This is a genomic window from Cryobacterium tagatosivorans, assembly GCF_004402215.1.
Classification (GTDB): domain Bacteria; phylum Actinomycetota; class Actinomycetes; order Actinomycetales; family Microbacteriaceae; genus Cryobacterium; species Cryobacterium tagatosivorans.
The window spans coordinates 1-14628 of the sequence record NZ_SOEZ01000014.1; the positions used below are offsets into that span (position 1 = coordinate 1).

Consider the following 14628-nt stretch of genomic DNA (forward strand, 5'->3'; position numbering starts at 1 on the left):
CAATCCGAGTCCACTGGTCATCGGTCAGCAGAGCAGTACGCGACATTCCTCCAGCCTCCCAAACGAATCACGATTCGATTAGGAGACACGCCCTAGTCCTGTCTTGTAACCTCGTTCGAGTGTATTGGAAGCGTTACATTGACCCGCCCGGCTCGCCTGCCCCTCCAGATACGCACCAGCCAAGCAAGGAAAGTAAGACCCGCGCGGCGTCGGCCCGGACGGCATCCGTGGTCGTGACCGTGTGTTGGGCGAAAAAAGATCACCTCGCGTGTAGTCGTAAATGCGGAAGAGCTGGAGGAGGCGGGGTCGGGCTGTTCGCGAAACCCGCCAGGGCGCGAATCCAGCAGGATCACGGATTGCATTTTCCTCCGCGGCCCACCTGATTTTCCTCCACTTCATGCAACCGATCGATACCGCCCTCAACTGAGCCGTTCCCATGTCACCATTCCGGCACACCCGCGTGCCACGGATGCCGGGGTGGGAGCCCGACTCGTGGAGACTCGTGGTCTTTCGACCGGAGCATTGCGCTTTCCTGGTTCCGCCAAGCCAGTTTGTGTGTGTGAGATCCATGCGGCTGCTGCGATGTGGTCCCGAGGCACGACGAACGCGCGGGGTGACGTCGCGAGCATGCTGACGAAACTCAACCGCGACCCGAACATCGTCGAGAAACGTGACCGGCGGTTCTACAGGCCGAGCGCCCTCGCCTTGGCGGCAGCGAAATCCACGTCGCCCAGAATCCCGGCCTGGGTCACGTCCCGCTGCGTGGTGGAGTTTCTCGCGTTCGTGCATAGACAGCGTGCTGAGACATTGTTCGACAGCTGACCCTTGTGACAGCTTCCCTTCCGAGCCGCCTCGCAGGCCCTTCCCATGCTCCAGGCAAGACGCGCCTCCCTGCGCGCGCCAACCTCAATCAAACAGGTACGTCTCGGCGCCGGGAATGCAGGGCGGTCGTAGACCGTAGGTGACTTGACGGGCCTTAGGGTCAGCAATCGCCCAGAAAACGGTTTCCATGTCGTGCTCAGATGCTGCGTGCCTGCAAATCGACTCTGGTGCGTTTTCGTGGTCCGACAGAATCGCTCGCAAGTGCGCGGGCGTGACTGCGCCCGGCTCCAACGCGCTGAGGAGTTGGCTGACGCGTTCCCTCCGAACGTTCGACCGATCCGCGTGGTGGGCGCTTCGCTCGAAGGCATGCATCGAAGGGTCAACATAGTGGTTCTCATGGTGCAAGAGCCCGCGGTCGTCCACTCGAAGCTCCGCCACGGCCGTTGCCGACCCCTCCAACTCGACCACGAGCCCGTCAGCGTCAGCGAGCAGCCAGTTGTATGATGACGCTCTCGATGCGTGGATGGCCAGTGCCTGAGCTTCTTTAAGCGAACTCGCTCTTGTGACGGCGGTCATCAGCAGCAGCCGGGGCACTCCGATACGTTCGTCGTTCGCTGCCAACTCGTTGCCGGTTATGCTGAGCCCGGTGTCATTCCAAGCGGCACTGAGCCACGGTCCAACACCCAAGCTAAAGACAGTCGGCTGCCCGTCCACTCGCCACTCGATTGCGCTGACGTCCTGTTGGGTGCTGGAAGGCAGGTCATTGTTGTGACCAATGAGCGTCCGCTGGCCCAGCGTCGCTGGCGACGTTGCCGCCAGGTCAGTACAACCACGGAACGCCGGTGTAGGCACTCTCGCTGTAGTATCCCGACCGGGCCAGATCTCTTCGACGGATACAGCGAAGAGTATGTCGCGATCGACACCTGCTTCGTCGGCCGTGGCGTCCAATTCTGTCAACAACCACGGCAACAACTCCTGCGTGGCCAACCGGTACTTCGATGCGAGGGCGAGTTGGTCCCCGAGGGAACGCCCGGCCGGCAGTTGCTCCGCGCTAATAGTTGTCACTCGCCGGATCGCAGCCCTGCATGCGACACCGATCTGTGTCCCGACTTCGGCGTGGCTCCCCTGAACACGAATGAGAGGGCTCACGGCGCGCTCACCTCGTCTGGGAAAAATCTGGCAGCGCGAGGAGGCCACGAGATCGAGACTTCGTCGCCGGGGTCCAACCTCTCGGTGTGGCTTCTGTCCCGGACTGCGATCATCTGAGAATGGTCCGGCAGAGCGATCTCGAACCTCGTGCTTGAGCCCAGGAACGCCTGGCTTTTGACCCGGCCAACGAGCCCGTCGCCCGGTTCGGACGCATCCAGCCTCGCAATCTTGACATCCTCGGGCCTGACCATCAAACGGCCCTTGCTGCCAATCTTCGCGGGCGGTCCAGACACTGTTGCCAGCGCCCCCGGTTGGAGGCGTATGGCTATGCCGCCCATGTGGACTCCCAGGACCTCGGCAGCAAGCAAGTTGCTCTGCCCGATGAAATCGGCGATGAACGCTGAGGCAGGATTGTCGTAGATATGCTGCGGTTCCCCGATTTGCTGGACTTTCCCGCCGCGCATAATGGCGATCCGATCGGACATAACCAAGGCTTCCTCCTGGTCATGGGTGACATACACGAATGAAATGCCCACTTCCTGCTGGAGACGCTTCAACTCAATCTGCATACCCTTACGAAGCTTCGCGTCCAGCGCGGCAAGGGGCTCGTCCAACAAAAGGACTTTCGGTCGTTTGACAAGGGCGCGGGCCAGGGCGACACGCTGCTGCTGGCCACCCGACAATTCACGCGGAGACCTCTTCTCGGCACCCGCCAGCTGCACAAGATCAAGAACCGAGCCGACCCTGGACTGGATTTCCATCTTGGACAGCTTCTCCTCCTTGAGCCCGAAGGCAATGTTCCCTGCCACTGAAAGGTGAGGGAAGAGGGCATATTGCTGAAACACCGTGTTGCACGGGCGTCGGTAGGGGGGGACCCTGGTGACGTCCTTCCCTGCGATAACAACTTGGCCGCGGTCAATTCCGGCAAAGCCCGCAATGATCCGCAGCAGCGAGGTCTTCCCCGAACCGCTCGGGCCAAGCAATGAGTAGAACTCGGCACCAACGGCCAAAGTCACGTTGTCCACGGCAGCCGTCGCGCCGTAGTACTTGGTTACCTCCCGCAGTTCGACGACGTCTCCCCGCTCCTGGCGGGTGGATTTGTGGGCAAGCGTTTGAGTTTCCGTCATGACGAAACCTTCCTTGGCACAGTCTTGAGTCCTTTGGTCAGATGTCTTCCGACAACGACCCATGTAATAACGAGAATTGACACAAGCACGACGGACACGGCCGTGGTGAGGGCGAGAGCCGGTGGCACGAGCTCGCCGTTCCGAAGGCTCGAGAAGAAGTACACAGGCAATGTGGGCTGGAAGCCGGTGAGGAAGTATGAGAGGTACAGCTCGTCGAATGACACCTGGAATGCTGTCACCGCGCCGACGATCAATGCCGGTCGTACCGCCGGAAGCTGAACCCGCAGAATGACATGCAGCCATGTTGCGCCGAGATCAGTTGCCGCTTCTTCAATGCTCTCCGACAGCGCGGCCGCCCGCGTCGCGACAAGCAGAAGCACATAGGGAATCGCGATCACAGAATGACCGATCACGACGGTTGCCAATGACGGCTTGATCCCCAACGTCACGAAAGTCAGCAAGAGCGCGACTGCAAGGCCCAGGTACGGCACGGCAAGGGGTGCCAAACCCAGTGCTGCCAGCAGTCCTCGACCGGGGAAACGGAAACGAACTATCGCGATTCCGGCTGCTGCACCTATAACCGTGGAAATGACTGCAGTCAATGTGGCAACGACAAGGCTGGTCCTCAACGCGTCCAGAAGCCCGCTCGAGTGCAGGGCTACCTCATACCATTTCGTCGAAAAACCTTGCCAGGGCAGTCCCAGATGGTCCGAGTTGTGAAACGAGAAGATCCCCAGTACAGCCAGCGGGAGATAGAGGACAGCTATGTAGACCCAGAAATACGTCCACAGGGTCGTGTGTCTGCCGGACCCGAAGTCAAAGCTGGACATCTGTCACCGACTTGATTCGCATAATCCGGACGGCCAGCAACATGAGGATTGCCGCCACTGCCAACAGCACAACGGTCAGTACGGAGCCGGAGGGAAGATCGAGGTTGTTCAGGAAGCCCTGAATGAGATTCCCAATCATGATGCCGTTGGTGCCACCTACATAGGCGGCAGTCGCGAAATCACCGAGTGTTGGGATGAAAACCAGGAAGAACGCGGTATAGATACCTGGCAGGGCGATAGGAAGCACAACCCGGGCAACCGTTCGCATGGGTGACACGCCCAAGTCGGCGGCTGCTTCCAGAAGCGGCCGCGGCAGGGAATCGAGTCGTACGAATATCGGCAGCGCGGCCCACGGTATCCATACATAGGTCAGCACGATGATGACGGTCAGCCGACTGTAGAGCAGCGCGGTCAGGGGCGTATCGATTATTCCCAGCGACATCAACGTCTGGTTGAGGAGTCCGTTCTCCCCAAGGATCAGTCTCCAAGCAAAAATGCGCAAAACGTAGCTCGTCAGGAATGGTACGAAAGCGAGCCCGAAAAGCAGAAAACGATGACGATCAGCGACAAACGCGAGCAGGTATGCAATTGGGAACGCGAAAATGACTGACAGAACCCCCACGACGACAGCTGTGAATATCGTCCATGCCAGGAGCTCCCAATATGAGGAGACTCCGAGGATGCTGGAATAGCCACCCAGCGACGATGACTCGAACCGAAGGGTATTACTTGGGGCTTGGAATGACCACGCGATGAGTATGGCGAGAGGCCCCACGAGGAAGACGATGAGCCACAGCAGGGGCCCCGCGGCCAGGCGGGTCCCAAAGCGCTGGCGGCGGTTGGGGTCGGTGGTCATTGATGCCGCCGCCCGGCCTGGCCGCCTTGCGAGACTAACCTCCATACCCAGCGCTAACCTCAGTCCAGAGCTGGTTGAAAGAAGTCCGTTGCGCCGGCGTAAGGGCCTCATCGAAATGCGTCGTCGCGATGATGTCCTTCGAGTCCAGCTGGAGAGCTTTCACCGTCTTTGGGTCCGCCGCCGGGACTGCCGCGTCGTTCGAACAGCCGAGGCTGAAGTCGTTGATTGCCGCGACGCACGATTCCTTCGAGATCGCGGAATCAAGGAACTTGAGCGCCAGATCATAGTGCTTCGTGTCCTTCAACACCACATAGCCGCACGACCAACCGTTACGCCCCTCAGCGGGATTGACGTAGGTAACGGGCGTGCCGGCATCCTTTATCTTTGCGTACTGGTCATTCCAGCCGTATCCGATGCTGACATCACCGCTGGTCATCTGCTGAACCAGATCAGTGCTGTTGCTCCAGAGTGTCCGGATGTTGGGCCCCAGAGCGGTCAGTTTGTCCTTGACCTGCTGCAGTTCCTTGGCGCTCAAGTTCGGATAAGGAAGGCCAAGCGCCTGAGAAGTGAACTTGATGGCACCTTCACCAAAATCTTCCATGGAAATCTGGCCCTTGTATGACGGATCCCATAGGTCAGCCCAGCTCGATGGGCCCTCGCCCCCGGGAACCTTTGCGGTGTTGACTATCAGCGATTCGTATCCCCAGTCCCAGGGAAGGTAGTAATACTTACCGTCGATCTTGCCCAGATCCGCCTGCTGCTTGTTGACGTCCTTCCAATTGGAGAGCCGGCTGACGTCGATAGGGGCGAGAAGTCCGGCCCGCACCCAATCAGCCACTCCGTTTCCACAGGGATGCGCCAGGTCTACCTGCGCACCTCCCGTTTGGACCTTCGCGAGGAATTGTGGGCTGGCGGAAGCGTACTGGTATTCCAGCTTCGTGGCTGAGAATTCTTTCGCAAACGATGGGTGGAATTTGCTGTCCTGATAGCCCTCCCACTCGAGAATCTTGATGGCTCCGTTGTCTTTAGCCGCCTTGGCGCTCGCGGGGAATCCATCCGAAGCGAGGGCAGTTCCGCTAACACCGGATGCGCATCCGGCCATGGTCGCTGCCGTCAGCATCGCGATGGCTCCCAAGGCGAATAGATGCGACGTGTGCTTTGTCTTCATGTGACTCTCCCAAATTCTGTTTGGCCTGGCTTTTGCATTTGCGATTGACCTACTGCTGGACTTTATGGCTTCCTGTGGCGGGCCCAAGCTGTGGCCGGATTGGCGTTGGCCCGAGACAGGGTTTTGTCCTGCACGTCGGACCCCAGCCGATGTTGGCGCTGGAGGTTGAGTGGCGAAGGTACGGGGCGCGGGAGAGCAGACTTCCCGGTCAGCCATCACGTCGACAATTCGCAGGGAATCTTGTCGCACGCCCACGATCTAGGTGCGCGCAGAATGCCACGGGAAGCTGCGGGTTCCGATGAAAGACTCTGATCATGGGGGGCCCCGAGCCCGGGGCTTCGCCGGCCACGCCAATAGAGCTGAACCATCGATGACGGTAAGTGTGTACTCACCGAGATTTTGCGGGCTATTTCAGCTGGCATAACCACGTCTCCCACAGATCCGCCCCCTTGCAGTTGTGCGGCATGCGAACATGCATCCCTAATACGAACAAGAATATGATCAGATCGAGATCGATGTCAACACCCAGTTTGGGCCTCTCGATTCCACGCCCTGAGCAGTGACCTGTTCGTGCCCATGCAAGTCCGAAGAATGATGTGACACGAGCAATTAGCGGATGCTCGTCCGCTCGGAGGTGTGAATTCACCTAGCGATCAAGAGTTCACAGAACGAACATTTCCAACTGCCCTTCGGGGATCGTCCGTGCTCGCCGGCATCGAATTCCCCAACGGGCTCAGCCGCAGGGAGCGAACGCCTCAATCGCGCCACAACCCGACGTCCGACTCGGTCGGCGGGGTGACATCGCCATATCGGGTTACGGCGACGGAGGAGTCCTCATCGCGCGAGCCTGAATGGCAGCAGCGGAGTCCGCACCTACGTGGGCGCGGGGTCCGGAGGCGTTACGTTCGTATCTGCGCGAACCTGTACCCGGCATTCGCGGCGCTGCGGCCGGCTGGCACTCCGACGACCTCGAGAAGGGCGTCATCAAGGTCGTCTACTCGGGCACGGCATCGGACAAGCCGATAGTCATTCACCACGTGCGCCGCGATTCGGCCAACGCTGTGATCAAGGGGCGACATAGGATGTCGACGACGAACTGCAGCTGGTGATCGTCAAGGACATGATGCTCACTGGGTACGACTCGCCGCCGCTGCACACGCTCTATCTCGACCGGCCGCTGAAGGGTGCGCTGCTCATACAGACCCTTGCGCGGGTGAACCGTACTTTCCGCGGCAAGGTGGACGGTCTGCTTGTTGCGTACCCTCCGCTCGCCGACAACCTGGCTAAGGCGCTCAGTGAATACACGAAGACCGACCAGGACGGGAAACCCACGGGACGGAACGTCGACGACGCCATCGTGTTGACCCTGTCACTTGTCGACATGTTGCGGGGGATGCTCGCCGGGCAGGACCGGAACAGGTTGAGGAGGGCGCTGAGGCCCTGGCGGCCGCGTACCGGCGGTACTAGGGGCAGCTGTCCCGCGCCTGGGCGCTGTGCTCGGGGGGCCGGGTCGCAGGAGCTCGAGGAGCGCCGGCCAGAAATCCAACTGTACAAAGAAGTACGGGCCTGGATGGCCAAGTTCGATGCCGCCGACCGGCAGGCCAGGGGGAGTCGGTGCCAGAGGACGTTCAGCCCCTGCACGGGGGAACTGATCGCATCCGCCACATCATCGGGCGGCGTGCTCGCCATCTACGAGGCGGCCGGCATGCCGAAGCCGACGCTCGACGATCTCAGCCCGGCGTTCATCGCAAGACGCAGCAGGCCCGCAACCCCCAGCTCGCGATCGAGGCGCTGCGCAAGCTGCTCACCGAAGAGTCGGCGCGCTCGACGCGCAACAACCTCGTGCGCCAGCGCGCCTTCTCGGACCGGATCACGGAGCTCATGAACAAGTACACGAATCAGCGGCTCACCTCCGCCGAGGTAATCGCCGAACTCATCGCCCTGGCCCGCGAAGTCGCCGCCGAGGCCAATCGCGGCCTCGGCTTCGCGCCGCCGCTCAGCCATGAGGAGCTGGCGTTCTACGAGGCGGTGGCGCAGAACGAGTCAGCGGTCGAAGTGCAGGCGAGGGAGTGCTGCCCAAATCGCCCGCGAGTTGGTTGCCGTATTGCGCCGCGATGTGCGCACCGACTGGACCGTGCGCGATGACGTGCCCGCCGAGCTGCGCTCTTCGATCAAACGACTGCTCGTGAAGTACGGCTACCCGCCAGACCGCCAGCCCGTGGCCATCAAGCTGGTGATGGAGCAGATGGAGTCGAAGGCCCCGCGGTGCAGCGAAGAGCGGGCGGCATAGGAGACACCATGTCCGGGAGGTGCCGAGAATCTTGCGGGGTGCGCGCGAGTGTGCTGAACCTTGCCCGCTACCGCGCCCGACGCTCCGCGGCAAATCCTTCTGGCAGCCGCATTTGCGGGCATGCAACCGAGCGCGCACCTCTGGTCGAAGTACCTCGACGAGGTAGATCGACTCGAGAACAGCGACGCTGTCAGCGCGGATGAGGCGATTGTGTTGCGTTCGAGTCGTTCGAGTCGTTTGAGTCGTGACGCGCTTATGGAAGAGACCCTTGGTGAGAGTGACGCCCTAGGTTCCCTTGGTCGATACGTTCGCCCCAGAGCCGACCGGGTCTGTAGCGACTCCATCTGCGTCTTCGAGTCTGCAACAACAAACGAGCTTCGGCCAAGCGATTTACTACGTGGTCGGGAAGTAAGCCCAGTTTGGCGGAGTCGCGCGTCGATCCGAATACTGGTGGTGGACCCTTTTCAGCTCGGTGGCGCGCTCGGCACAGGAAGCCGGACTCAGCGCCGGATATGCGGCACGCTAGATTCTACCCGGCCCATTCGCCGCACCGTCTCCGATGAGGGTGACGTCCGTGGAAATCGCCTCCGTCGTATGCATCAGCGCCTCTCGGACTGTGTCGATTGACTCTCTGCCGCTCATGCCGTTTTGGGCTGGGAGCGAGACGTTGACCGCCGCAACAACACGGCCTGATCCGTCGTAGATTGGAGCGGCCATCGACATGAGGCCGACCTCGAGTTCTTGATCAACCATGGCCCAACCCTGGGCTCTGACCTTGTCGAGTTCGTCGAGGAGAGCCCCGCGAGTTGAAATGGTCCGCGGCGTGAGGGCGATGAGAGGTACGAAATTAAGGTAAGCGTCCAGTTCTGCTTTGGACAGACCGGCGAGCAACACGCGTCCCATCGAGGTGGCATAGGCGGGGAACCGCGTGCCGACATTGATCCCGACCGTCATAATGCGCCTGGCCGACACGCGGGCTACGTAAACGATGTCCGCGCCGTCCAGAACCGCAGCCGACGTGGATTCCGAGAGCCTCGTGGAAAGATCCTGCAGGTGCGGCTGAGCTACCTGCGAGAGGCTCAAACCGGAGAGATAGGCGTAGCCGAGTTGCAGCACCAGCGGTGTCAACGAGAAGTTCCTTCCGTCAGAACGGACGTAGCCCAGCTCCTCCAAGGTCATCAGGAATCTGCGGGTTGTGGCGCGAGTCAAGTCTGTCCGTTTGGCTACCTCGGTGAGCGTCATGTGCGTGTGGTCAGCATCGAAAGCACGGATTACGGCGAGTCCACGCGCCAGGGATTGAACGAACTGGTCGCTGGTACGCTGCACGCTTGACTCTTCCACGACGGTGGTCCTCTCAATCATGAGTTCAGCCTACTTTCAGGCTCACGTTGAGGTGCCAGCAGGGGCAAATCAACCAACTGAAGAAGTTCTTCGAACGTGCAGCCGTACGTCTCGCGCACTCTGATTCCGTCAGGGGTGACGAGGAAAACGGCCAGGTCCGTATAAACGCGGGTGACGCATTCGACACCCGTGAGCGGATACGTGCAAGTATGCACGAGTTTGCTGCGCCCGTCACGCGTGAGCAGGTTCATCATGACGAAGACGTCCTTGGCGCCGATGGCCAGGTCCATGGCCCCGCCGACGGCCGGAATGTCATTCGGCTCGCCGGTGTGCCAATTCGCCAGGTCCCCGGCGACCGAAACCTGGAACGCACCCAGCACGCAGACATCCAGGTGTCCGCCACGCATCATGCCGAACGAGTCGGCGTGGTGGAAGTAGGAAGCGCCAGGGAGTTCGGTAACCGGAATCTTCCCAGCGTTGATCAGATCTTCATCGATCTCCTCGCCGTCCGCTGCGGGCCCCATGCCAAGCATTCCGTTCTCGGTATGCAGCGTGACGTTCTGGCTTGCCGTGAGATAGTTCGACACCAGCGTGGGCTGGCCGATACCGAGATTGACGTAGGCGCCCGATGTGATGTCGCTGGCAACCAGCTGGGCGAGCTGATTGCGGGTCAATCTTTCAGTCACAGTCCGGGCTCCGTCGAAGGCTTGGATCTGACCGAGGGTCCGACAACGACAATGCCGTTGACGAAGATTCCGGGAGTGACGATGTTTTCCGGGTCCAGGTCGCCCGTCTCCACCATTTCCGAGACTTGAACGATTGTGCAGGTCGCGGCAGAGGCCATCACGGGACCAAAGTTTCGTGCGGTCTTTCGATAGACGAGATTGCCGACGGCATCCGCCTTGAGCGCCTTGATGAGGGCGAAATCAGCCCTGATCGGACTCTCGAGCACGAAACCGCGGCCGCCGATGATACGCGTCTCCTTGCCTGCGGCCAGTATCGTGCCGTACCCGGTCGGGGTGAAGAAGCCTCCGATTCCCGCCCCGGCGGATCGGATCCGCTCGGCCAGGTTTCCCTGCGGCACGAGCTCCAGTTCGATCTCACCGGCCCGGTACTTGGCGTCGAACAATTTCGAATCCGACTGGCGGGGGAAGGAACAGATGATCTTGGCGACCCGTCCGGCGCCGATCAGAGCGGCCAGACCATCGGTGCCATTGCCCGCATTGTTGCTAACGACGGTCAGGTTGCGGCTGCCTCGCCGAAGCAGGGCCTCTATGAGTTCGACCGGCTGGCCGGCCTTGCCGAAGCCGCCAATGAGGACGATGGCGTCGTCATTGATGCCCGACACGGCCTGGTCGGCATTGTCATGGACGGTCAGCATGCGCTCATCCTTTTTGCCGGCGTTTGCCGGGCAGATACGTTTTCCAACACAACGGCCAGGCCTTGGCCTACGCCGATGCAGATGGCCGCCACGCCCCACCGTTCGCCGCTGGCCTGCAGGCTGCGCGCTAGCGTGCCGAGGAGCCGCGTGCCAGAGGCCCCAAGCGGGTGCCCGATGGCCAGCGCTCCGCCGTGCTGATTGACGATCATCGGGTCGATGTCCCACGCGTCGATGCAGGCCAGGGACTGGGCGGCAAAGGCTTCATTGATCTCAACGGCGCCCACTTGGGACCAGGCGACACCGGCCTGGGAGAGAGCCCGGTTGGCCGCCTCGACCGGAGCGAAACCGAATAACTGGGGATCGATTGCGGCCGCTCCGCGCCCGGCGATACGCGCGAGAGGGGACATGCCCAGCATGTCGGAGGCCGCTTCGCTTCCAAGGAAGGCGGCAGAAGCTCCGTCGGTCAGCGGTGATGCGTTCCCCGCCGTGATCGTGCCGGCAGACGGCCCGGGGCCGACGGGGCGGAACACCGTGCCCAGGGTCGCCAACCTCTCCACAGTACTTCCGGGCCGGATCGACTCGTCCCGGGTCAGCTCCGTGCCCGGGACTGTCGTTACCAAATCGTCAAAGAAACCGTTGTTCCAGGCCGAGTCGGCCAGTTGGTGCGATCGGGCTGCGAAGGCATCCTGGCGTTCCCGACTGATGTCGTACTTCTCCCGGAGCTGTTCCGTTGCTTCACCCAAGGACACCGTCCATTCGGAGGGCATTTTTGGGTTGACCAGGCGCCAGCCCAGCGCCGTCGAGGCGAGTTGGCGGTCGCCTGCCGATTTCGATTCCGAGGTTTTCGGCAAGACCCACGGAGCCCGGCTCATCGACTCCGTGCCACCGACGAGCACGACGTCCGCATCTCCAACGCCGATCTGGCGAGCGGCGATGATAGCGGCGTCGAGGCTGGAGCCGCAGAGGCGATTGACCGTGGTGCCGGGAATCGAAGTCGGGAGCCCGCTCAGCAGGGTTGCCATCCGGGCCACATTGCGGTTCTCTTCGCCGGCGCCATTGGCGTTGCCCAGAATAACTTCGTCGATCAGTGCGGGATCGAACGTCGGCACCCGAGAGAGGGATGCCTGGATCACGTGAGCAGCCAGGTCGTCGGGGCGCAGGCCGGCCAGCGCGCCGCCGGACCTACCGAAAGGTGTCCGTATGGCGTCGTAGATGAACGCATGAATCATGCCAACTCCGGTGTTCACACACAAGTGATATTTGTGTTCGCCTGTCGCACGACTGTACGACATATGAACTGTATTCTTGTCCCGCTCCAAGAGTCAAGGTGGTCACGCCCTCGGTTTAGCTCGGCGTTATCCTCCTATTTTCGCTCAACTAGTGAGTAATAGTTCGATATGAAATGTTTGTTGACGCCACTCGCACTCGGCCCTAGTCTGTTCGCTATGGTGACAATGCGTTCGCCTTACGCACAACTTTGACGAAGGAGCCAGAGACGGTGAGCACGGCTGCGACGACTTCCCCAGGACCTGCCCGGGACCATGTGTTCCACCGAAACCTCCTCAAGAAGTACCCCTTGGCAGTGCGAGCAGCAGGGGTGTACATCTTCGACGGTGACGGCAACGCCTACCTGGATGCGTCCTCGGGGGCAGTCGCCGCCAATCTCGGCCACGGCGTCCAAGAAATAGTCGACGCGATGGCCGCGCAGGCAAGTCAGGTCGCATTCGCACACACTTTGCGCTTCGAGACACCGGTCCTGGCGCAAACCGCGCGCCGGATTGCCCACCTGTCCCCGGACGGCCTGGAAACCGTTTACTTCGCCTCCGGCGGATCAGAGGCCAACGAGGCCGCCATGAAGCTGGCACGCCAGTTCCACCTCGACAGTGGGCGCCCGGGCAAGCACCTGGTCATCGGCCGGTGGCAGAGCTACCACGGCAATACGCTGGGGGCGTTGAGCGCCGGCGGGGACGTCGGGCGCCGGACAAGCTTCAGCCCGATGCTGGCGCCGTACCCTCACGTCTCAGCCCCGCAAAACGAGTCTCTCCAACCGGTGTGTCCTCATGACGGGGGCCCCGACGAGCAGTTTGACTACATCGCCGAATTCGAACAGGTCATTGCCCGCGTCGGCGCCGAGAATATCTCGGCGTTCATCTGCGAAGCAATAGTCGGCAGTCAGCAGGGAGCGGTTGTTCCGCCGACGAAATACCTGGGTCAGGTGCGCGAACTGTGTGACAGGTTCGACATCGTGCTCATCGTGGATGAGGTGATGACGGGATTCGGTCGCACGGGCAAGAACTTCGCTGTCGAGCACTTCGGCGTCACCCCCGACATTATTACGTTCGGTAAAGGTGTGACGGGCGGCTACGCGCCGCTGTCCGGCATGATCGTGCACGACCGAATCGTCGACATCATCCGGGAGCGTAGCGATGGTGTATTCCGGCACGGCTACACCTATAGTGGCCACCCCGTCTGCCTGGCCGCCGGCAATGCCGCGCTGACCTATTACACAGACAACGCGGTGCTCGAAAACGTGGTGACCCAGGGCCGCCACCTGCGAGGGCTGCTGGACGACCTTCAGTCGCGCCAGCCTCGCATGGGGCCGGTGCGAGGCAGGGGATTACTCCTCGGCTTCGATCTGCTCGACGTTCCGGGTCGGCGGCACATCACGTCCGAAGCCTTCAATGAGATGGCCATGCAGAACGGCGCCATCTTCTACCCGGGTAAGGGCCGCATCGACGGCATCCGCGGCCAGCATCTCCTCATCGCGCCACCACTGACGATCCAGCGCGTCGACATCGAATTGATGGTCGACATCCTGGAGAAAACGTTGACCGATGTCGACGTCGAAGTAAGCAGCCAGATCATCAACGAAAGGAATGCACAATGAACATCAGAAGTACATCGATTGCAGCGCTCATGGCCGTTCTGCTGGTCGGCAGCGTCGCCGGCTGCAGCAGCAGCGCCGCCGCTCCTGCCGCAGACAAGGCACAGGGCACGCTCAAGGTCGGCATCGAGGGCGCGTACCCGCCCTTCAACTACTACGACAAGAGCAACAAGCTGGTCGGCTTCGACGTTGACATCACCACGGCCCTGGCCAAGGACATGGGCGTCAAGGTCGAGTACGTGGCCACCCCGTGGGACAGCATCCTCGGTGGGCTGCTGGCCAACAAGTACGACATCATCATCTCGAGCATGGCGATCACCGATGAGCGCAAGGCGAAGGTCGACTTCACGGAGCCGTACTACCACACCGGTTCCCAGCTGTTCGCCCCCACCAACACCTCGATCACCGACCCTGCCCAGATCAAGGGCAAGAAGATCGGCGTCGCCATCGGCACAACCTTCGAGGAGAAGGCCAGGGCACTCGGTGCGGATGTCGTCACCTACAAGTCGGACCTGCTGGCGTTCGAGGACGTCAAGAACGGTCGCCTGGATGGCCTCCTGACTGACGGACCGGTGGGCGGCAACGCAATCAAGGTCGGCGGCTACGACATGAAGCCCGTCGGAACGCCGCTGATCGACGCAGCAGCCGGCATCGCGGTCAACAAGAACCACGCCGACCTGCTCAAGAAACTCAACGCCGCGATCACGAAGATCCAAGCCGACGGCACCTACGCCAAGATCAGCACCACATGGTTCGGAACCGACATTCGCTAGTGGGAGA

13 protein-coding genes and 1 pseudogene are annotated in these 14628 nt (G+C 61.3%); 5 read left to right on the plus strand and 9 right to left on the minus strand.

Annotated features, from left to right (window positions below; translation table 11 throughout):
• Positions 1-627 precede the first annotated feature (627 nt).
• Positions 628-822, plus strand: coding sequence for a hypothetical protein (locus E3O23_RS02715; protein WP_134487945.1), 195 nt, complete (start codon positions 628-630; stop codon positions 820-822).
• 84 nt (positions 823-906) lie between these two features.
• Here the strand turns inward: E3O23_RS02715 and E3O23_RS02720 are convergent, their stop codons facing one another.
• Genes E3O23_RS02720 through E3O23_RS02740 form a run of 5 tightly spaced genes read right to left on the minus strand, consistent with a single transcriptional unit; the run spans position 907 to position 5952 of the window.
• Positions 907-2019, minus strand: a complete 1113-nt coding sequence (locus tag E3O23_RS02720) for a C45 family autoproteolytic acyltransferase/hydrolase (protein ID WP_134487947.1) — start codon at positions 2017-2019, stop codon at positions 907-909.
• Entirely contained in the window at positions 1968-3098 is a 1131-nt protein-coding gene (locus E3O23_RS02725; RefSeq protein WP_134487949.1) for an ABC transporter ATP-binding protein, read from the minus strand. The genes E3O23_RS02720 and E3O23_RS02725 overlap by 52 nt, the downstream gene beginning before the upstream one ends.
• A complete protein-coding gene (locus tag E3O23_RS02730) occupies positions 3095-3928 on the minus strand; it encodes an ABC transporter permease (protein WP_134487951.1) in 834 nt (277 codons plus the stop codon). Before E3O23_RS02730 ends, E3O23_RS02725 begins: the two co-directional genes overlap by 4 nt.
• Positions 3915-4784 carry an ABC transporter permease gene (locus tag E3O23_RS02735; RefSeq protein ID WP_166790382.1) on the minus strand — a complete coding sequence of 290 codons (870 nt, stop codon included), beginning with the start codon at positions 4782-4784 and terminating at the stop codon, positions 3915-3917. Before E3O23_RS02735 ends, E3O23_RS02730 begins: the two co-directional genes overlap by 14 nt.
• A 34-nt stretch (positions 4785-4818) precedes the next feature.
• The gene (locus E3O23_RS02740; protein WP_166790383.1) at positions 4819-5952 is read right to left on the minus strand and encodes an ABC transporter substrate-binding protein; all 1134 of its coding nucleotides are present in this window, start codon (positions 5950-5952) and stop codon (positions 4819-4821) included.
• An 851-nt stretch (positions 5953-6803) separates the two neighbouring features.
• Here E3O23_RS02740 and E3O23_RS18425 point away from each other — a divergent pair.
• On the plus strand, positions 6804-7061 hold the full coding sequence (locus E3O23_RS18425; protein WP_241983291.1) for a hypothetical protein: 258 nt from the start codon (positions 6804-6806) through the stop codon (positions 7059-7061).
• A 14-nt stretch (positions 7062-7075) separates the two neighbouring features.
• Positions 7076-8242: pseudogene (locus E3O23_RS18430) on the plus strand (type I restriction enzyme endonuclease domain-containing protein).
• 522 nt (positions 8243-8764) lie between these two features.
• Here the strand turns inward: E3O23_RS18430 and E3O23_RS02750 are convergent.
• From E3O23_RS02750 to E3O23_RS02765, 4 genes are read right to left on the minus strand one after another with little or no spacing between them, the layout of a single operon-like run.
• Positions 8765-9604: an IclR family transcriptional regulator domain-containing protein gene (locus tag E3O23_RS02750; protein WP_134487957.1), complete on the minus strand. Its 840-nt coding sequence runs from the start codon at positions 9602-9604 to the stop codon at positions 8765-8767.
• Positions 9601-10257, minus strand: a complete 657-nt coding sequence (locus E3O23_RS02755; RefSeq protein ID WP_277613870.1) for a 3-oxoacid CoA-transferase subunit B — start codon at positions 10255-10257, stop codon at positions 9601-9603. Before E3O23_RS02755 ends, E3O23_RS02750 begins: the two co-directional genes overlap by 4 nt.
• A gap of 8 nt (positions 10258-10265) precedes the next feature.
• Positions 10266-10964, minus strand: coding sequence for a 3-oxoacid CoA-transferase subunit A (locus E3O23_RS02760; protein WP_134487961.1), 699 nt, complete (start codon positions 10962-10964; stop codon positions 10266-10268).
• Positions 10958-12193, minus strand: coding sequence for a thiolase family protein (locus E3O23_RS02765; protein WP_134487963.1), 1236 nt, complete (start codon positions 12191-12193; stop codon positions 10958-10960). The genes E3O23_RS02760 and E3O23_RS02765 overlap by 7 nt, the downstream gene beginning before the upstream one ends.
• Positions 12194-12546: 353 nt before the next feature.
• On the opposite strand from E3O23_RS02765, the gene E3O23_RS02770 reads away from it, so the two are divergent.
• Positions 12547-13851, plus strand: a complete 1305-nt coding sequence (locus E3O23_RS02770; RefSeq protein WP_255453282.1) for an aminotransferase family protein — start codon at positions 12547-12549, stop codon at positions 13849-13851.
• Positions 13848-14621, plus strand: coding sequence for a transporter substrate-binding domain-containing protein (locus tag E3O23_RS02775; protein ID WP_134487967.1), 774 nt, complete (start codon positions 13848-13850; stop codon positions 14619-14621). Before E3O23_RS02770 ends, E3O23_RS02775 begins: the two co-directional genes overlap by 4 nt.
• The last annotated feature ends 7 nt before the right edge of the window (positions 14622-14628 follow it).